This window comes from Legionella steelei (assembly GCF_001468005.1).
Classification (GTDB): domain Bacteria; phylum Pseudomonadota; class Gammaproteobacteria; order Legionellales; family Legionellaceae; genus Legionella; species Legionella steelei.
This window is the reverse complement of record NZ_LNYY01000019.1, coordinates 606158-625967: the sequence shown is the minus strand read 5'-3', so window position 1 is coordinate 625967 and position 19810 is coordinate 606158. Positions and strand designations below refer to the sequence as shown.

The following is a 19810-nucleotide window of genomic DNA, read 5'->3' as shown; positions in this document are numbered from 1 at the left end:
TTAAAAGTCATGCATTAATTTAATATGAACACCTTCTGTTTGACGAATATCTTCTACCGTTTCTTTAAGACGTTTTGTAGGTACATCTAAGGAGAAAAAGGTTATGCCTTGATCAACACCATTTTGATAGCTAAACAGTTTGGTACATCCTTTAAGTACTTCGAGCTTTGACGTTCGCTCTTCTAATTGTTCCGAGTTATCCCCCTTCACCAGGCATTTAAATTGGATATTCTGTTGTCCGGCAATCTCACGAACTTTAATTCCAGCGGTAGTTAATTGCTCAATAGTTGCTTGAAAAGGTTCATAACGAGGAACACGTAAACGCGCATAAGCATACATACGGTGTTTCTCTGAATTGGTTCGAGCAAACAATTGTTCTTGCTCATTTTCTGTGACCACCGAAACTCCTTCAATGGCTGCTACTTTCTTACGAAGCCCTCCTTTTAGGGTCTCTTCATCTATATCATCCTTATCGATGAATGTTTTAACAAGAATATCTATGGTTTCTGGTGCTTTATTTTCCTCTTGGTTGTACCAAATCCCTATGGGTGCTGATACTATCCCATGAGCAAGAAAATCCACCGTCACCCCTATCAATGAAATCACATCGATGAAACTTTTATTGTTGCTGTGCCAAAAATTTGAAAAAAGTTTTCCTAATTGCGAGAAATAACTGTAATTATAAAAAGGCGTATGATGAATAAACTCTGCATAATCTTGAAATAAAGCGGCAATATGTCTCTGAAATTCCGTTTTATTTTCTGAAGATAAGAACGGCCATAAGAATAGAGAAATACTCCCTTTTACCATAAACTCTATGGTGCAATTAATACCAATGAATAAATTCATGAGCATGTATTCAGAAAATAGGAGCTCCAGATGCCCATGTTTTTTTCGCGCAGCCCAGTAAGATTGAAAGAAAACTTGCCAGAACACATAAATTTGTTTGAAGAAGGGATAACGATAAAATGGCTTGTCTTTTTGGAGAAAAGCAGCATATTCCTCAGACATTTCAACATTACGCCACTCTGTAGCGGTTAGATAGGTCTGGTAAAGTTTACGTTTATATTTCTTATCCGTTGCCGCAATTTTTTTGCTAAACTGGTCTAAAAATTTCCCCATGAGAATTTCCTATGAGCCGGTCAGCCACGTTTTGACGAAACGGGCATTTATCGTTTATTTAAATGCAGATAATAAAATTAAATTTTATCCTTATTTGCATTACTTGGCCTTATTAACCTTAATAAGGTTATTCCATTGTCGATGGTGAACAATTAATGTAAGCAATTGATTATATTAAAATAGCAAGAAAAACAATTGTTGAAAATGTCAAAATCATTCCAGACCGGTATAAAGCTCTCGAAAAAATATTGTCGATAGGAATGGCGTTGTTTGGCGCTTTAGTTCTCATCAATTTAGACATACTATTAGCACCTAAATGATTAATTCTGGTGCTCCCCAAGTAATGGTGAACATTATTTAGGTCATGAGTCACCAGAAATGACCGCTCGTTCTGCTTATATTCATAATGAAACTATGAAAGCTGCTTTTGTTGAATATCAAGAAAAACTCGTGAATACCCAAGGAAAAGTTGAATCATCAGATATTCAAATTAATGCTAGGTGGCTAAGAAAAATATTATGTATCAAACTCTCCCTAATGAGCTTTGCTCCCTACCCCTAACACAGCAAAAATGCCCCCATGCTAATGCTTGTTTAACATGTACTCATTTTAGGACATGTAGAAAACATTTGCCTGACCATCACGTTGGCGCGTTAATAATGAAAGTTCAGAAAATCAAATTAAATTCCCATGATTACACCTGGATAGAAGAGGATGAGACACGACTATCCCCCTGAGCCATAAACATGTGAATGTACTTGGACACTATTCGTTTATACGTGCAGAGCGAGTCTGAATTGACAACTTAGATCACTGAAACACCCAACGGAACTTGAAAAATAACCTTAGCGTAGGTTTTCGTTCCATTGGGCTTCAGCCCCCATCTATGGTATAGAACTTGTAGAAGAAACCGTTAAATACCAATCAGTATTACTAAAGTATGGGCATCACATTTCCTGAATCATTCCTAAAATACTCATATTCCCCACCTGCAGGCTCTTCTATTTGATGTGGTGCATTGTTTTGTTGAGTAAAAAATATGGATAGTCGACCCAAAGGATGTTCCGAATCATCAATTTTTCTTCTCTCAATAGCTTCACCAAGGTTATTTTTAGCTCTTTTTTCTGCTCTAGGCTCTGCAATTTCTGGACTTTGGCGTGCTTTTGGTGATTCCCTCTCAACAGGTTTCAGATTATCTTCCCCTATTAGCCATGGAGCTTGAGTAGTTTGCTTAGGGGGTAATACTACATTTGATTGAATGTTTGAAGCAAAAAAGCCAAATGAAGAAGTATTGTTTTTTTGTGGCGGGGTTACTTGACCTGCTAATATTTTCTTACCATGGCTAGAGCAATGAATTAATCGATTTACAAATGGTACGCGTTTATTGTGAACCATATAACTACAAATTTTATCTATATCGCCTTTGCTGTGTATTATTTTTTCCAGAAAGTGCTCATCACAGGGGTGGGCCCTATGGTTTGCATTTTTATTATTTGCTATAGGGAATTCAGAAATAAGAAAGTTAACTACGGCATAGCAAGCAGCTGACGCTAATTTGCATTCGTCGAATATCCTGAGCAAATCATTTAAATTATGAATTGCTGATTTTAATTGGCTCACTGTAAGTTGTTTATCAAATAATAAACTTTCAAAATGTTTATGTGCATTCATTTTGCTTCTATCAACGCGTTTCACCTTATCAATAAAAGTATTTAAGACAGTATTAACTTCTTGTAGAGGTTCTTGAAGTTGGTTTACTGGCTGTTGTACCTGGAGTGGTTGTATAGATAATTGCTTTTGTGGTTGTAGATAAACTGGTTGAGTCATAGGTTGATAGGGATTGGTTTTAGGCGCGATAAAAAATGGGGCTGAAGGCGCCATTTCATAATTGCCCACCATAAGATTTTGAAGATAGCTTGAGGTTGATATTGTCCACATCTGGAATTGTATGGCGCGTTGCTTCAATGGATACTCTGTTATCAGGTTAATAAGTGCATCAAAATCATTTTTGTTTTTTATCAGTAATGCCATAAATTGATCATCGCAGTGGGGAGCAAGGACTGTATTAGGGTAGTCTTTTGGGAAAACAGTAGCTAACTTATGTAGTAGGAGATAACGATTTTCAATAGACATTTTAGCATGGCTTAGTATATCAATAAGATCTTTTAGACTACGTATACCTGCTTTTAAATGAGCCACGGTCAAGTATTGATTAAACAACGATCCTAAGTCATATTTTTTTTCAAATGGTGATACATCTGTTTGAGTCCAGTGATCTAATCTCTTTTTAAACAATTCTAAAGTTGAGAGAGGCAATTGTGAAACAACCTGCCCTACTACAAATTCTTGAGATTCCGCTGGTTCTCCTATTAATGGAGTAATTTGATCAAACTTATTTTGCATAATGATTCCTCAATACTTCTTTTAACTATAGGACTTAAAGGATTAAATTAATTGCAGGACCTTATTTCAAGATGAGATAAGGGTTAATTTGATATAGCCCTAGAAAAAGCTAGGAATTGTAAAGAGCATTTATTAAGATAAGATTAAGATCTATACTGAAAATACGCATTTTTCATATCCTTGATGGACCTTGGAGCTGAACTTATGCTAGTACAAAAATAAAGCTAGGTATGTCGGTGAGTATAGTTGACCCAGGCTGCAGGCTTTGCTGTGAAGTCCAAACACACGAGCAAAATCAGTATTTTGGTTGCGAACTTAGATAAGTTCAATCTAAAATAATGGGTTCAATGTTAAGTTCTACGTCATAATACTCATTAATTTGCGATTGAATCCAATCGGCAAACTCCAATAATTCTGCTTGACAAGCACCGCCATAATTTACCATAACCAATGCATGCTCCTGGTAAATGCCAACGTTGCCTTGTCGTAATCCCTTTAGGCCCAAACTATCAATCAGCCACCCTGCTGATACTTTAATTTTCTCGGGATCATGCGTGGGGAACGTCGGTAAATTAGGGTATTGAATACTTAATTTCTGCGCCATTTTCTTTGGTATGATAGGATTATGAAAAAAACTACCTGCATTACCTAGCACGTCGGGGTCGGGTAATTTACTTTGACGAATCCTAATGATTATATTACGTAAGTCATACGGTGTTGGATTAGTTATAGATGAAAGCCTTTGTGCAACATCACCATAATTAGCATTAAGATTAGGCTCTGTTAATAAAGTAAAACTGACGCTAATAACTATAAAACGCGAATTATTTTTTAAAAAACTGTTTCGATAACTAAATTGACATTCGCTATTGCTCAAACTGATCAGTTTTGCAGTTTGAATATCATATACCAGAACCTCTTTGATAAAATCTTTAACCTCGACTCCGTACGCTCCAATATTTTGAATTGGCGCTGCCCCCACTGTGCCTGGAATTAAGCTTAAATTTTCCAACCCAAAAGCACCATGAGTGTTACAATAAGCTACAAAAGCATCCCAGTTCTCACCTGCCATTGCCGTAACAATTTGTTCTTGTCCCACTTTAGTAATTGTAATGCCACGTAACTCATTATGAATAACTAAGCCTTGATATTGGATGGGTATAATTAAATTACTCCCACCTCCCAAGATAAAAAACTTGGAGAATTTAGAAATAATTTCTCTCAGTTCATCTAATTGTTCGACTTGATTTAAGACAACATAATGAGACGCCGCTGATTTTAAGTGCAATGTATTTAAGGGGGTTAAATCAATATCGTTTAGAATGTTCAGCATCGGGTGCCAATTAATTGAGTATGAATTATTTATTATCGCGAATTTTATTTGGAGGCACAACCGTATCCTCTTGTATAACCTCTTTCAAGCGTAAGATTATAAACTCCAGCAATCAAATGTTTCTATAGCAGTCTGTAATAATTTTAAAGCGTTTAACTATGCCAATCACGTTCTCATTCTTGAAGACTTAAAAGTCTGGACAGTGAAAATGCTCCATCTTTCACTCAGTTCATAACTTACATGTATCACGCAATACCTTCAGTGTCATCGGCAAGTTTCTCCGATACTAATTTATTGGGCTTTCCAAAGTTAATATTTCATTAATAGTTATTGTATATAATTTGCACATATTGTTTTTTTGTAGAAGGTAATTATGGCGAGAGACAAGGTGGTTCAAAGTACAAGAAAATCTTTACCACAACAAGACATTGCTGTTTTGCCAGAAAATGTTCTAGGGAAAGATATCCTGGTGGGAGATCTTCATGGCAATGATGAGATGTTAATGCTCTTGATATCATCACTCGAAGATAATGACCGTTTAATTATTGTAGGTGATCTCACGGACAGAGGCAAAGGTAGCTTAGATGTCGTTAAAACTATTATAGAGTTTAATAGACAACGCAAAAAAGCTGGCTTACCAGAAATTCAAGTGATTCGTGGAAATCATGAGAGTATCTTTCTAGACTATTACCATGGCAAAAGTAAGCACTTATTAAATAAGGATATTGGTGGCCATTGGGCATTAGATTGTTCACCCAAGGATTTAAAGTTAGTCGCGGACTTCTATTCTTCATTACCCTATATAGTTCATGTAGAGGGAGCCGATCCATTTAATGTGGTGCATGCTGATATGCCCATCACAGATGAAGATTTACTGGAAAGAATTCGAAATCATCAATTCATGTTGTCGGATACAGAGAAACACCACGCCACCTGGGCAAGAGAACATGTTGATATACTGGGTACGGGGCGTGATATACATTCAATTCTTACTTATTGTGGTCATTCTATTGGTGAAGGGGTGAGAACAAAATCGAAACATATCAATTTGGATGTGGCTGCTTACCTAATGAATAATGTGTGTATGGTTGAGCATCAAACGAAACAAGTTAAAATTCTTGGCAAAAAAGATACTAGATCCTTTGATTTAGGTAAGCAAAAAACTGTTCTGGATATTAAAAATGAAATTGAATTGTATTTTCTATTCCTAGCTACATTAAAAAAAATAAATGAAATAGGAAGTAGTCCTGCACTAGCTCAGAGAGTAAGAAAAATAGATGCAGAAATCATTGAGCTGATGAATGAATATAGAAGACGCGGGCATGATACAAATGGAGTTTACTTAAATGTTTTGAATGAGGTGCTGCCCAAATTAACGTCTGACATGCAAACTTCTCTTTATGATTATATACTTCATCATCGAGTCAGTGTAAAAGTGTCAAAGGATGATGTAATGACCATTCTGCTAAATCTCGAGAAGAACAAGGATATTAGTCCTCACGAAAAAGCAAAGCAACTTAATGATTATTTACTAAAAATCGCCTTCATGCCAAATACATTTGGACGAAATGTGCAAACTTCCTATTTAATTGCGCTTCGTGAAGTTGCCCCTCTGTTCTCAAAGCAAACAAAAGAAGCCCTAGGGCATTATTTACAAATATCAAAAACTCATAAATTAGCTGAAACAGATTCACATCGTATGTTTGTTATCAATGAATCTGCTGATAGACCTAATGATAGATCTAAGTATTACATTAGGAAGGCTTTGAGTATTTTAGATGTTACCCCAGTTGTACATGATAAGGGCAGTGATTATTATACTCGCTCAAAACAGATTCTTTTAGAACAATATGCTGCATTGCCCCCCTGCTCCTCACTAGAAGACTTAGAGTTGAGCGCAAAATTGGCAAAAATTGAAGCAAACCACGTGGATCCTATGGCCCGGTATGATGCATTAAGAGAGGCTTGGAATAGTGGCTGGGAAAGTTATTTTCATGATGTACCTGGTAAAGCCGGTACACGATGTGTTGACATCATAGAACAAACAATTGAAACGTTTGATACGGAGTTAGGTAGATCCAGTCTGAGGTTAGGCTAGATATTGGTAATTTGTAGCGGGTATTTATTCAATCTGATGGAGAGGACACGTTAGTCTTCTCTAAACCTTCTTCTGGCTGTGGAGTTCTGTTGAATCAAATCCTCGTATCTTGCCTGCATGACTGTCCTTAAAAGAACGATATAGTAAATTATAGTACATTGCCTCTCGCCTTATGAATTGGACTATGAACCAGGGGAAATACTTATTTACATATAGCAGAAAATCAGCGGAAAATGTGCTTATTGTACTAGAACCTCTATTACTACTACAATTATAATAATTACCCTCACTACTAGTTGTTATGGATAGTTTAATTTATTGGTTTAAGCCATATATATTTGGTTTCAAGAAGTTTTTAATAAGCTTCCAAGTCGAAACTTATGTCTTGATCATTTTACCGGCCATCTGGATTTTAATTAGTTGTTTTTTTGAAAAGTCCATCTTGTTGTTCCTACTGGAAAGCAAAAAAGATTTTATTTTGTGGAGTTTCTTTTATGGTGGTTATCTAATTAAAATAGGGTTTATTCTTTTCTCTCTTTATTTCTATTTCAAGTTGGCTAGTTGGGTTGGATTCTGGCTAGGAAAAAAAATATCTAAAGATGACTCTCCCTCTACAACTCATCTAAAACAGTTTTTATTAAGTGTGGCCTATATTATGCTCGCGATAGGATTATATAATGTGGTCTTCTCTCTCACTTTACGTCAAGTAGCCGCCACCTCTACTCGAACCAGTATAATCGCTGCTAGCCAATTATATATGTCCATGGATGATAAGATTTTTGGTGGTTATCCACAAATCTGGATACAGAAGTTCTCAATGAGCAATATTCTTGATTACTTGTTAATCCAGGCATACTCTAAACTGCCCTTATTTCTTGCTATTGTGCTTATAGGATTGCTTTGTTTCAACAAGCTATACTTTCGGAAATTCTTAATCGCTATATTTATCGCGCCATTTTTAGCAATGCCATTTTGGTATGCTTTGCCTGCAGTATCTCCAAATGAAATGTATCGAAACAATATATTCTCTGTATCGTCCATTTCAACAACACAAAAGCAATATGAAGAAGCAGTCACCAGTAAAAGGCTCCAGACCTATTTGCATGATCTTGAAGAAGCTATTGCAAACCCGCATCAAAAATACCCACTCATTTTTACTAATCCCAGTATGCATGTTGCTTGGGGGACTATTATTACTTATTTTGCAATCATACTTTGGTGGCCATTAGGGTTTATTTTTATACCGTGGTTAATTTTTAATATACTGTCAACGCTATATACTCTGCAGCATTATGCTGTTGATCTACCCTGCGGTTTTGTTTGCGCCATAATCGCAATCATTATAACGCACTATATCTTTAAATTTGAGAAGAAATATTACACTGGACATTACAGATCACTCTATTTTGTCAACGTTGTTCAAGATGACGTAGCCTTTTTAAAGGCTACATTGAAGACTATATGGTTAAAACGCCGGAGATCTCATGTTAGCAATTTTAAAAATGATAGCGATTAAGCATCTATACGCGTATTAAAGTATCCTGGCCATATGATTTGTTTTACCATTACGCTAAATTCCAAATAATAATTTAACTCTTATGCTAAAAAAGACCATTCATGAGCAACAACTTATCGAACTTTTAAACGTTCATTACGGAATAAATATTCATGCAGTACAACTCATCCTTGGTGGTGCAGATATGAGTGCGTTTGGATATAAGGCTGACTCCGAATCCAATTCATATTTCGTCAAAGTAAAATTCGGCGATCATAATGAGATTAATTTATCAATTATCAGCCTCTTGCATGACGCTGGAATAGAAGAAATTATTTTTCCTATCCAGACATCCGAAGCAAAATTATTCCAGCATGAAGATCATTATAAAATAATTGCGTACCCATTTATCCATGCACCAAATGGTTTCACTCAAAATTTAACAGAAAAACAGTGGACACAGCTTGGAAAAGTATTAAAGAAAATTCACGAAACATCAGTTCCCGCCTCGATTCAACAACAATTAAGACAAGAAACGTATTCAACTAAATGGCGTGAAATAGTCAGGTCTTTTTATAGTCAAATTAAATTGAATCATGCAGATGATATAATTACTGCTGACTTTAAATCTTTTTTTAAACAAAATATCGACGCTATTTACCGATTAGTTGATTCTACAGAAGAACTATCTAAAAAAATGAAACCTGATGTAGATACGTATGTATTATGCCATTCTGATATACATGCGGGTAATGTATTGGTAGATAAAGAATCTATTTACATTATTGATTGGGATGAACCTATATTAGCACCCAAAGAGCGTGATTTGATGTTCATTGGTGGTGGTGTTGGTAATGTATGGAATAAACCCCATGAAATTTCCTATTTTTATGAGGGTTATGGTAGCACAAACATCAATCAAACAATTTTGTCTTATTACAGGCATGAACGAATTGTCGAAGATATGGCATTGTATGGGCAAGACTTGCTTTCACGCGACCAAAATGATCAGTCCAGGCTTGAAAGTTTAAAATATTTTAAATCTATGTTTGCTCCAAATGATGTGATTGAAATAGCTTTTTCTATGAGCTAATGAGCAATTCAACTTCGCCCCTCCCCGCAACATGTCATGACAGTTTCGTGGTACGTAGGCTATTTATTGATTTGTTCCACAGAATTTTTAACATCCTCATAGGCTGTATTTTTTAAAACATCTCCATGCGCACTAATAAGATGCTTGAATTGCAAATGTAACAAATAGTCGAAATCAGCCTTATGTACTCCTGTGGCATTAAGCCATATAGGCGAGATTCTTGCTTTTGTGATTTCTCCTTGGGATATCGCCATTTTTGCCGTATCTTCACTAAAATATTGGTCGATTTCAACCCAGTTTTTTATACTGTCACAGGTGATAATTATGCCTTCCTGATTATTCATATATATGAAACCTTCAGCAGGAGATGAATTTTTGAACATAAAAAAATGGCTATTTTTTATTGGTAACGCATTATTGTCTTGCAAGCATCTTGTAATATAAGCTTTTTTTTCAGGATGAACAGTCCAAAACTCAGCTTGATATCTATCTAAATAAAACGCATCATCCCTTCCATGAAATGCCCCGATGCTAACAACATGTTTGACTGAGCCTAACATATCGAGTGCTCGCAGCCCTTCCTCGTTAAGACGTACGGTATTAATTAGTGTCAAATCACCGTTCGAATTGATAATGGTCATATTCCTGCTGTGTTGAATCCGCGTATCTGCAAAGTAGGTTATGTTTGAACCACGCACAACATAGACATTTTCAAATGCTTTAATAATATCGCCATGAGGCCATGCTGGAGAATATTTTGACATAATTACTATCCCTAATTTTCTAAGTAGTTACCACTATTTGCTGATACTCAAACATCAGTAGCTATAATATATTAAAACAGAAATAAGGATTATGGACGAGAAATAAAATGATCTTTGAATTAAGCAAGGAGGGAACAGTACAACTTTTGGAGGGCTCTAAAAAGGCGATTCCCTTTAATATTATTTTGTCCACATTACTCGCCATTATTATATACCATCAGGTCCCCTTCTTATTAGTTAGTGTGTGGTATGTCGGAATTCTATTAATTAGTTTCATTAGATGTTTTTTTTGTTGCCACATTATTAAAAACAAATTATATGAAGTAAAAAAAAAATATATTTTAATTACGTTTTTTTTACTTACACTAGTCATGGCGATTGTATGGGGCTCTTGTTACCTAATATCTTTACCTTATGTAACAGAGCTTTATGAATTCATTATTATATTAGCACTTGGTGGGATGAGCGCTGCCTCAATTGCCTCGCTTTCTGTTTATTTACCATCCTATTATGCCTATATATTCCCTATGTTTTTACCCGTCATCATATACAATTATATGCTTTTAAATATGGATAGAGCCATTTTGGCGACCATGTTTTTTATATTTGTTGTGATGCTCACTATTTTCGCAAAAATAAATAAAAAATTATCAGATAAAACATTGCAACTATCTCAAGAAAAAGAAGCATTGATTTATGAGTTACAAATTATGTCTATCACTGATCCTTTAACTGGCTTATATAACAGAAGACATTTTGCAATGATCTTCCCACATGAGTTTGAGCGTGCTAAGCGCAATAGATATCCTTTAAATCTTATCTGGATGGACATAGATAACTTTAAATTAATTAATGATAATTTCGGCCATCCTTATGGTGATCAATTTTTAATTGACGTCGGAGATTTGCTCAACAAGGTTTGTCGACGAGCTAATGATACGCTTTTTCGACTCGGAGGAGACGAGTTCGCTGCAATTCTTGCCAATCAACCTCTTGAAGAAGCTATCTCTGTGTGCAAAACAATTAAGCGGCTTTTTAAAGAAAACTTAGCGCATAGTCATTTCAATATAAATGGACGGCTAATTTTAGAGCAAGTTACATTGAGTATGGGAGTTGTTAATATTCATTGTGATTCTTCATCTAATATTGAAACGGCGATTAGCCTTGCGGATAAAGCACTATATCAAGCAAAAAAAAATGGTAAAAATCAAATAATAATTGAACAGTTGCATTAATTAATACGGAGCTTGCAGCTATTGTTTCCCATATAGGGATAACAACTTTTCAATGCAATCACAATGAGTACAATCAGAAGAGTAAAAACCGCAGCAGATATGCCATTTTTCCTTTGTATCTATTAAAAGGTAGAATCAATATTAAAGTTATTCCTTTAATTTTTTGATGATTAAGATAATTTTACTTTTAAAAAATATCTAGATCAGAGTTATTCTTTATAATATCAAATTTATTTCTTATCATTTTTTCTTTCTTGGCCAAATGAGAGTTTATTTTATGAGGCAAACCATTCGATGCTAGAGAACTTCTGAAAAACTCTTTAACAGCACCAAAATCATCATTATTGCTAAAATAAAAATCGTGTACTTTTTTATTAGAATCAATATATAAGTATAGCCACGTGCCTTTGATGCGTATTTTAATTTTTTTAATATTTAAACTAGATGTTAAATCTTGATTATTTAAAAAATTTTGCCCATCATTTTTATTAAAATGATGTTTAAGTTGATGAAAATCACCTTGACTAATAATTAAATTACGCTCCTTTGCTAGTTCCTGTAAGTCGGAAAAATCTAAAAAGTAATTCTTATCCCAAAATAGCAATAAAGGTGACAAATATCGTGCCCATTGCTTGTTTTTGTGATACCAAAATAAACTATATATGTCCTGCAATAGATCAAGAAATGAATAACCAAGCATTAATTTTCCTTATTTTTTTATAATCTTTTCAGGAAATCTCCAAGCAAAAGTGGAAAGTCTGGTAAAACCGGAGTCTGTTTCAAAGTATAATATTCCCAGAAAATTTCATTGCTCTGAATGGTTGATGTATGAGTTATCAGCATGCAAAAAAAAATGACTGCATTGGGAAAATTAAGACCATTAAGAAACCTTGATAATCCTTAAATCGGTTGGTCGCCCCATTATCTCTATACCACCTAATAACAAAATCCGTTCATCATTGATATGCTCAATCAAGCAAGTTTTTTCTCAATATATAACTTGTATAGCCCATAAAATTATCGGGTAATGTGGCGATAACCTGATAACCAAGTTTTTCATAGAATCCTCTTGCTTGGAACTCTGCAGTATCTAGTTGAATCATTGTGCACTTATTTTCTTTTGCAAACACATCTAATTGTTTAAATAAATCGCGTCCTAATCCCTTACGACGATATTTCTCATGGATCCAGACAGTAAACACTCTGCATAAAGTACCAAATACATCGCCCTTAATGCCACCAAGAACCTCTGATGCATTATTTTGCGCGTGGATGATAAAAGGTTTTGCTTCATAGGTGCCAATAATTGACTCATTAAATTTTTTTAAATTGTCATAAATGATTTTAGAAATACCATCATTTTCTTTAAAATCAGTAATGATTTTAACTGAATCATTCATTCTATCTCCTGCCAAAATGTGGTAAATCCCTTGGCTAAGCACTACTGTAACGGCTTAAACCCTACTTGTCCACATTGGCCATTATAAAAATAGTCGTAAAAATATAATGGGCGACGACCAGTATTTACAAAAACCTGACCGGTTGCGGTGCTGTCAATCCATTGAACTAAAGTAGGAGTCGGACTATCCATTGGCGGTAAGGTTCCATTAACGGTGTTAAAGCTGTATTGCATCGCAGGTGTGCTTAAAGATCCCATTAAAATAGACATGCTAATTCCTGCAGGTACTTCATCTTTTGAATTGTAGGTACCAGCAGGCCATTGGGCTTTGGGTAAGTCAATGAACATCGAATCAATACCCACATCAAGAAGCGCAGTACCACAGAACTGATTAGTCTGCGGAGAATTTGGAAAGCTGAAGCAACCTGCTTGAGCGTTAAAATCACCTGGTACCGCAGGGTTGGGAGATAAGTTGACAACGTTATATCCATTGCTATTCGTTATCCCTAGTGTGAGCCCAGTCGCTGTCGTTGTATCGTTCGGGGTGAGGTAGTAACCCGGGCTTAGATTGGTTCCATTTTCGGCATTGGTTAAATGAAGAAAAGCATTTGCAGTGGGTGAATTAAACAAATCATTAGTAGTAGTGCTGTTGCGGTTAAAACCAACTCCCATATAATGTAGATCTGCTGTAGGAGGGTTTGAATAACAAGATCTGGTGGTCGGGCCACTGCAATAGGCTTTATCAATCCCAAGAACTATTATTGGAATAGTTTGCACTATACCGTTGCTTGTTTGCACTCTGACAGGAGCTAAGTAGTAATTACCTGAATAAGTATTTCCACTACTATCATAATATTTGACTCCAGGTGCTCCAGGACCTATGACGTTCGAGATTGGCAATTCATGAGTAGGGACAATTACTCCCAAAGAACCAGTATCAATAGTAAATTTATTAAGAGTAGCCGTTGATGATGACGTGTTGTAACCTACATCCGCCATTACTTGCAAGGGATATGGGAGAGTTTGTACCAAGGGTACCTGATAACTCGTGTTTCTATAGGAACAAGGTGGTGTATTTTGTTGTAATACCTGGGTAACGCCAAGGGCCGCACCGTTATTACTGCTGTCACTAATCCAAGCATTGATCGAAATATTATTGGGAAACGCCTTCCCATTATAGGTAAAAGTAACTGAGCCGGTGCTAGTAGTAGTTGAAGTTGGCTGGATCACTCCTTTTGGTGCACCATAAACATCGACATGGATTGGATTATTTTTGCTTGGAATCAGTGGCTGTCCCTGAGAATTACACATTGTCATTTTGATTTCAAATTTCTGTGCTGTGCTTGGTGTGCTTCCACCAGGATTATTCACGCTTGTAGCGGTTGGCGAAAAAGAAATGACATTTGCTTGGCAAGTTTGTGGGGTCAGTACAATAGTTGCTGTTTTTGTGTTGCTTACAGAGAATAGACAATATCCATTCTTTTGTAAGCTACAATTAGAAAGAGCATACCCTGGTGTATTTATTTTAATCCCAGCATGCGTATAGGTATGGTTAGGTATTGTCGTAAGTATGTTTAATGTTAAGGCTGAAACAGAATGAGTTTGACATGATGATGTTTTCCCTTTTCCATTTAAACATAGAGACATCTGTACTGCGGCTGCTGTTCCTGTTGCAGAAACATTAAAAAATGAACCACTTCCGGAAAAAGCATTGTGGCAAATCATTAGCAGTGAGACGGTAATTATATTCCTTAAATGTTTTACCATAAATTAATCCATAATTAAAAGTTGAGCAAGTAGCAGGGATATTTTTCTTTAACTTCATGATTTTTAACACTTAATTGTCAATGAGTCAATTGAAGTCATGTACACAGCACGGAATTAACTCGGTAAGCTACTAGCAAAACTAAGACTGGGGTGCAATAAATCGGTTTGCACTAAACGGTAATGGATCAACAATTACCTCCCCTTCTGTTATCATTTCAGCAAGCAGACGGCCTGTAATTGGTCCTAGTGTCAAACCATGGTGTGCATGTCCAAATGCAAACCAAAGCCTCTTATGACGAGGAGCGGGACCAATAATGGGAAGCATATCGGGAGTGCATGGTCTACATCCCATCCAAGGAGTCTCATCGAGTCGCATAGTAATCGGAAAAAGCTTACGTGCAATAGGCTCCACTAAATCAAGTTGCACAGGGGTCTTTTTTGAATCTCGCTTTGCAAACTCAGCTCCTGTAGTGAGGCGAATTCCACGTGACATGGGCGCTAGTAAAAAACCGTTTTCAATATCAAGTATTGGATGAAAAAGATGTACATTTTGCCTTACACCATAATGCATGTGATATCCCCGTTTCACTGCAAGTGGAAAGCGGTATCCTAGCCGAGAACATAAAATATCTGACCAGGGGCCTAAAGCAATCACAGCATCATCAGCTTGGATCTGCCCCTGCTCTGTTTTAACGGTCCATTGATTAGATAACGTGAATGCATCCCCAAAAAAGAACTGGCCGCCAAGATGCTCAAAGTATTTTGTGTAGGCTGCTACCAGCGCACCAGGGTCGCTGACAGTTTCTGAGTCTGTATACCGAAGGGCACTTAACAATGATTGATCGAGATCAGGTTCAATTTGATGTAATGAAGATGAATCAAGGAGCTCAAATTGGACACCATATTCAGCTTTGCATTGTTCAGCAAATTGTATTTCAGTATCTTGTTTTTTAGAAGTCCTAAAGACTTTAATCCACCCTCCTGGGCGCAATAAATGGCGAGCTTGTGCGGCATTTGCAAGTGCGTGATGTTCACTCACACAATGTTGGATTAAGGTTTCATAAGAACGAGCGATCCTTGCATGGCGAAATGAATGGGAGTTCATCCAGTATTTCCATAAGAAAGGTGCCAGTTTGAGTATCGCTTTGGGGTGATATCGGACATCTGGAGAATAGTTCAAAGCATACTTAATCAGTGAAGCAATATCTCGAGGAAAGGCATATGGATATACTCCTTCACGTTGAATCAATCCGGCGTTACCAAATGATGTCTCGCTGCCTGGTGATTTTAAATCGATTAATGCGACAGAACGTCCCCGCATTTGCAAATGAGTTGCGATCGATACTCCTACAACTCCACCTCCCAGTACAACGACATCATATTTCATAAAGCATACACTCCGCTTGCTATTATTGCTCGTTATACGAGCTTATAACTTATTCATTGTGAAAATTAAATAAGAATTTTATGACTAACCGATTCATAGCGCATAGGTATTATGAAAGCACGATCACGAGATAGGCTACATATAAAATCCCATTTAAAAACAAAGTACTAATTTTAATTCCATGAGTTGAAATGCTAAATCTTAGCCATGCTGTAGCAAGATATGTAACTAGGATGCCAGTCAATACTATTCTAGATGGCCGCCAAGGTGTTAAAAGAATCCCTAATGCGGGTAACAATGTCCCCTGAAAAACCATCGCACCCGTGATATTACCAAAGCCAAGAGTATCTTGATTTTTGCGCACCCAAATCACGCTGTTTACTTTTTCTGGCAATTCAGTTGCAATAGGGATAATGAGTAACGATAAAAGCAGAACGGGTACACCAAGTGCTTCAGCCACTCCTTGTACCCCTTGAATAAATCCTTTCGCACTGCATACTAATAGAATTAAGGCAAACATTAATTGGATTAGGATGGTTTTAAGACTGGTTTTTAAGCCTAATCTAGCTAGGAATAAGGGCTCATTGGTGATGACAGCATGTCCATTTTCGACCAAAGCTTTAGATGCGTTGAATGTCAGTACTAAATAGATAAAATAAAGGGCAATAAGTAGAACACTAAATAAAATACGCAGATAGTTGGGCTTTAACGGAAGAAACATCGCTAATGCAGCCAGTGTAAACGCAACTAAGAAAAAATTCAGATCTCGTTGAAATCCAGTAATTTCTGGCGCTATGTAACCATTAATGCCACGTTTTTTAATAACTGAACATGCCATAATAAAAGTTGACAAGGTTGATAACATTAATGGAGCACCTAAAATCGCCCCTACACTAATTTCTTCATTAACTTGTCGGTTAGAGGTTCCTGCAATGAGTGCCAAAAGTGGTACTGTTGTTTCTGGAAGTGCAGTAGAAATCGCAGCGAATATTGAGCCTGTTACACCAGTTGAAATGTTTATTCGTTCGCCAAAATATTCTAATGCATTAGAGAATAGTTGCGCTGATATTAAAATAAGAACCAGCGTAATTAATAGTTCAGACCACATGTACATAAATTCCTCATAAGCACGGTCAAATAATCGTCCATAATATGGCAAAAGGCATATTATTCTTCTCTAAAAATAAATTGTAGTGTTTCGATAATGATAAAAAGATCTTAATGCTCTTTATAACCCAGTATCACTAAAATACAAGGTCCACCCGCTATGATATTAATTTTATGCTGTTTGCAGTTTTGAATGGCTTTATCACTTTCTGCACCTGGCTGCATCCAAATATTTTTAATGCCTTTTTGAATTGCTTCTTCAACAATTTTTTCTGTAACAGCAGGCGGGGTTATTATGGAAATGCTTTCTACCTCTCTGGGTAAATCACTTACCAAGGCGATAACAGACAATCCTTCAATGAGTTTTTCTTGAGGATTTACAGGATAAACTTTTTTGCCATTTTGTTGATAACAGCGTAAAACCTTATTTCCATATTTTTCACGATTGGATGAAGCACCAATCACGGCAAAAGCTTTTGACTGAAAGAATGAATCAATTTGCTGATTTGTCATTTGTGTCTCAGTTTTAAAAATTAGGACTCTGTTTAGTTTAGCAGTGAATACAGACTCATGATCAACTAATTTTTTATCGTTTTGTGGCCTGGGTGCCGCGCCCAGGCTACAAGGTGAACATTTTAAAACCTCTGTATGGTCGGGTCTAATCGATCCATAGATTGAAAAGGAAGCATCCATCCTGGATATTCAGGTGGTAAGGCACTTACCGCGTCTAACTGAGTTATCTCATCAATAGATAATTTTAATGACACAGCCTCTAAATTATCTTCTAATTGCTCGATACGCTTAGCGCCAATAATGACAGAAGTTACAGCAGGTCTGGTGAGTAACCAGGCTAATGCCACACGCGCCACACTGCAATTATGATTTTTTGCGATAGGTCTAAGTACATCAAGAATTTTCCAAGCTCTGTCCTTATCCACAATAGGAAAATCAAAGCTGGAGCGACGAGAGTGCTCTGGTGTCTGATTTTCACGGCTAAATTTACCTGAAAGCAAGCCACCAGCAAGTGGGCTCCACACAAGAAGCCCTGTTTTTTCAGACTCTAACAGCGGTATAATTTCTCGTTCTAAATCTCGTCCTGCCAACGAATAGTAAGCTTGCAACGTATCAAAACGAGCCAAGTTTTTAAATTGAGAAATTCCCAACGCTTTTGCAATTTTCCAAGCTTGCCAATTAGAACATCCGATATAGCGTACTTTTCCCTGCTGTACCAATGTATCAAGTGCTCGTAATGTTTCTTCTACTGGTGTAATCGAATCATTTCCATGGATCTGATATAAATCGATGTAATCAGTATTCAGACGACGAAGACTCGCATCAACAGCATCCATAATATGACCTCGTGAGGCTCCTATATCATTATAACCAGGCCCTACTCTTCCATATACTTTGGTCGCGATCACCACATCTTTGCGTGCGATATTCAGGTTTTTAAACGCCTTGCCTAGAATACGTTCACTTTCTCCTTCAGAATAAATATCAGCAGTGTCAAAAAAATTAATCCCAGCATCCATAGAGGCTTTGATGAGTTTGTCTACACCTGCTTGGTCAACCGCACCAACTGTTTCCCAAAAGCCTTTTCCACCGAAAGTCATTGTCCCTAAACAAAGAGTAGAAACAAGTAATCCCGTATTTCCTAAGGTTTTATATTCCATAATCCTTTCCTCAAATTGAATAATTCATTCATTGCTCTGCGATCCAAATATTGCAAGTCCTTGAGTTCGAAACCAGTATTTGTCTTCGCCAACAACATAAGTTTTTAACTCAGGTATTTCTTGAATATCGGAATAACCTGTTGTAACAAAATAACTTTTCCCCATTACATAATATTCTTTAATGTCTCTAGATGGGCTGACGAGAATGCGACCATTAGGAATAATTTTGATTAATTGCTCCATAAAACGCACTATCTCTTTATCTTTTTCTATTCCATTCTTAACACCTAACAAATATGGCACAAAAGCTGTATCAAAAGTTTGATTTTTATCACTCATAAGTACCTTATCTAGTGTTCCCACATAGAATTGAATGTCTTTATCCAGTTCAAAATCATCATGGCTTTTAGATTGAATTGCATGCTGAACCAGTGTGACCATATAGTGAATATATGCTCTTCTTAATGAGTTTGGATGTAATATCCAAAATAGAAAATTAGCACATTTTCCGCTCGATAACGTAATTAATGGTGGATACCAACAGGTAAGTGCAGCAAATAATTCGCCAATTGAAGGAAGTGGTTTTCCACGATCATCATATTCGCGATAAAGGTAGTATTTTTTAAAAGCCTTCATCCAGGCAATCGTAACTGGATCTTTATCATAGGCAGTAATAGTTTTTGCACCCGCTAGGGCAAATAAAAAACTACTATTGCCATATCCTGGAATGACTAACACATCTTTTCCCTCAATTTCTGTGCGAACATCATAGTGTTTGTTTTGATTCCCAGATAATGCCGAGGCTAAATAGCGTTCGGCTCCCATTGGATAAATTTGTACTTCTTTGTTGTCAGAGAGTCTTGTAATACGTCTATCTAAAATCCATTTTCTTTCTTGCTTACTTAAAATGGTTTCATGAGCTGACATAAACTTC

16 protein-coding genes are annotated in these 19810 nt (G+C 36.4%); 4 read left to right on the top strand and 12 right to left on the bottom strand.

The window, feature by feature from the left end:
• The 3 genes from Lste_RS06950 to murB all read right to left on the bottom strand — a co-directional run bounded on the left by Lste_RS06950 (window position 1) and on the right by murB (window position 4858).
• Entirely contained in the window at window positions 1–1122 is a 1122-nt protein-coding gene (locus Lste_RS06950) for a hypothetical protein (RefSeq protein WP_058510326.1), read from the bottom strand.
• A 933-nt stretch (window positions 1123–2055) separates the two neighbouring features.
• A complete protein-coding gene (locus tag Lste_RS06940; protein WP_058510324.1) occupies window positions 2056–3525 on the bottom strand; it encodes a hypothetical protein in 1470 nt (489 codons plus the stop codon).
• 325 nt (window positions 3526–3850) lie between these two features.
• Complete coding sequence (gene murB / locus Lste_RS06935) at window positions 3851–4858, bottom strand: UDP-N-acetylmuramate dehydrogenase (RefSeq protein WP_058510323.1); 1008 nt, start codon at window positions 4856–4858, stop codon at window positions 3851–3853.
• A gap of 373 nt (window positions 4859–5231) precedes the next feature.
• On the opposite strand from murB, the gene Lste_RS06930 reads away from it, so the two are divergent.
• From Lste_RS06930 to Lste_RS06920, 3 genes are all read left to right on the top strand, one after another.
• Window positions 5232–6956 (top strand): metallophosphoesterase, encoded by a 1725-nt coding sequence (locus Lste_RS06930; RefSeq protein ID WP_058510322.1) that lies wholly within the window; start codon window positions 5232–5234, stop codon window positions 6954–6956.
• Between the two features lie 301 nt (window positions 6957–7257).
• Window positions 7258–8472 (top strand): phosphatase PAP2 family protein, encoded by a 1215-nt coding sequence (locus Lste_RS06925; RefSeq protein WP_058510321.1) that lies wholly within the window; start codon window positions 7258–7260, stop codon window positions 8470–8472.
• 82 nt (window positions 8473–8554) lie between these two features.
• Window positions 8555–9544 carry a phosphotransferase gene (locus tag Lste_RS06920; protein ID WP_058510320.1) on the top strand — a complete coding sequence of 330 codons (990 nt, stop codon included), beginning with the start codon at window positions 8555–8557 and terminating at the stop codon, window positions 9542–9544.
• Between the two features lie 59 nt (window positions 9545–9603).
• Here Lste_RS06920 and Lste_RS06915 read toward each other — a convergent pair whose 3' ends face one another.
• Entirely contained in the window at window positions 9604–10308 is a 705-nt protein-coding gene (locus tag Lste_RS06915; protein WP_058510319.1) for a hypothetical protein, read from the bottom strand.
• Window positions 10309–10415: 107 nt separating this feature from the next.
• Here Lste_RS06915 and Lste_RS06910 point away from each other — a divergent pair, with 107 nt between their 5' ends.
• Complete coding sequence (locus tag Lste_RS06910; protein WP_058510318.1) at window positions 10416–11543, top strand: GGDEF domain-containing protein; 1128 nt, start codon at window positions 10416–10418, stop codon at window positions 11541–11543.
• 187 nt (window positions 11544–11730) lie between these two features.
• On the opposite strand, the gene Lste_RS06905 is transcribed toward Lste_RS06910, so the two are convergent.
• From Lste_RS06905 to Lste_RS06870, 8 genes are all read right to left on the bottom strand, one after another.
• Window positions 11731–12243 (bottom strand): DDE-type integrase/transposase/recombinase, encoded by a 513-nt coding sequence (locus Lste_RS06905; protein WP_058510317.1) that lies wholly within the window; start codon window positions 12241–12243, stop codon window positions 11731–11733.
• A gap of 268 nt (window positions 12244–12511) precedes the next feature.
• Window positions 12512–12943: a GNAT family N-acetyltransferase gene (locus Lste_RS06900; protein ID WP_058510316.1), complete on the bottom strand. Its 432-nt coding sequence runs from the start codon at window positions 12941–12943 to the stop codon at window positions 12512–12514.
• A 41-nt stretch (window positions 12944–12984) separates the two neighbouring features.
• Window positions 12985–14709 (bottom strand): hypothetical protein, encoded by a 1725-nt coding sequence (locus Lste_RS06895; protein ID WP_058510315.1) that lies wholly within the window; start codon window positions 14707–14709, stop codon window positions 12985–12987.
• 139 nt (window positions 14710–14848) lie between these two features.
• The gene (locus Lste_RS06890; RefSeq protein ID WP_058510314.1) at window positions 14849–16096 is read right to left on the bottom strand and encodes an NAD(P)/FAD-dependent oxidoreductase; all 1248 of its coding nucleotides are present in this window, start codon (window positions 16094–16096) and stop codon (window positions 14849–14851) included.
• A gap of 109 nt (window positions 16097–16205) precedes the next feature.
• Complete coding sequence (locus tag Lste_RS06885; RefSeq protein ID WP_058510313.1) at window positions 16206–17204, bottom strand: sodium:calcium antiporter; 999 nt, start codon at window positions 17202–17204, stop codon at window positions 16206–16208.
• Window positions 17205–17314: 110 nt separating this feature from the next.
• A complete protein-coding gene (locus Lste_RS06880; protein ID WP_058510312.1) occupies window positions 17315–17716 on the bottom strand; it encodes a CoA-binding protein in 402 nt (133 codons plus the stop codon).
• A gap of 122 nt (window positions 17717–17838) precedes the next feature.
• Entirely contained in the window at window positions 17839–18876 is a 1038-nt protein-coding gene (locus Lste_RS06875) for an aldo/keto reductase (protein ID WP_058510311.1), read from the bottom strand.
• 24 nt (window positions 18877–18900) lie between these two features.
• Window positions 18901–19803 carry a hypothetical protein gene (locus Lste_RS06870; protein ID WP_058510310.1) on the bottom strand — a complete coding sequence of 301 codons (903 nt, stop codon included), beginning with the start codon at window positions 19801–19803 and terminating at the stop codon, window positions 18901–18903.
• Between the last annotated feature and the right edge of the window lie 7 nt (window positions 19804–19810).

Excerpts from the sequence above, each read along its gene's own strand:
- Lste_RS06950 (WP_058510326.1), bottom strand. The coding sequence starts at position 1,122 with ATGGGGAAATTTTTAGACCAGTTTAGCAAAAAAATTGCGGCAACGGAT.
- Lste_RS06940 (WP_058510324.1), bottom strand. The coding sequence starts at position 3,525 with ATGCAAAATAAGTTTGATCAAATTACTCCATTAATAGGAGAACCAGCG.
- murB (WP_058510323.1), bottom strand. The coding sequence starts at position 4,858 with ATGCTGAACATTCTAAACGATATTGATTTAACCCCCTTAAATACATTG.
- Lste_RS06930 (WP_058510322.1), top strand. The coding sequence starts at position 5,232 with ATGGCGAGAGACAAGGTGGTTCAAAGTACAAGAAAATCTTTACCACAA.
- Lste_RS06925 (WP_058510321.1), top strand. The coding sequence starts at position 7,258 with ATGGATAGTTTAATTTATTGGTTTAAGCCATATATATTTGGTTTCAAG.
- Lste_RS06920 (WP_058510320.1), top strand. The coding sequence starts at position 8,555 with ATGCTAAAAAAGACCATTCATGAGCAACAACTTATCGAACTTTTAAAC.
- Lste_RS06915 (WP_058510319.1), bottom strand. The coding sequence starts at position 10,308 with ATGTCAAAATATTCTCCAGCATGGCCTCATGGCGATATTATTAAAGCA.
- Lste_RS06910 (WP_058510318.1), top strand. The coding sequence starts at position 10,416 with ATGATCTTTGAATTAAGCAAGGAGGGAACAGTACAACTTTTGGAGGGC.
- Lste_RS06905 (WP_058510317.1), bottom strand. The coding sequence starts at position 12,243 with ATGCTTGGTTATTCATTTCTTGATCTATTGCAGGACATATATAGTTTA.
- Lste_RS06900 (WP_058510316.1), bottom strand. The coding sequence starts at position 12,943 with ATGAATGATTCAGTTAAAATCATTACTGATTTTAAAGAAAATGATGGT.
- Lste_RS06895 (WP_058510315.1), bottom strand. The coding sequence starts at position 14,709 with ATGGTAAAACATTTAAGGAATATAATTACCGTCTCACTGCTAATGATT.
- Lste_RS06890 (WP_058510314.1), bottom strand. The coding sequence starts at position 16,096 with ATGAAATATGATGTCGTTGTACTGGGAGGTGGAGTTGTAGGAGTATCG.
- Lste_RS06885 (WP_058510313.1), bottom strand. The coding sequence starts at position 17,204 with ATGTGGTCTGAACTATTAATTACGCTGGTTCTTATTTTAATATCAGCG.
- Lste_RS06880 (WP_058510312.1), bottom strand. The coding sequence starts at position 17,716 with ATGACAAATCAGCAAATTGATTCATTCTTTCAGTCAAAAGCTTTTGCC.
- Lste_RS06875 (WP_058510311.1), bottom strand. The coding sequence starts at position 18,876 with ATGGAATATAAAACCTTAGGAAATACGGGATTACTTGTTTCTACTCTT.
- Lste_RS06870 (WP_058510310.1), bottom strand. The coding sequence starts at position 19,803 with ATGTCAGCTCATGAAACCATTTTAAGTAAGCAAGAAAGAAAATGGATT.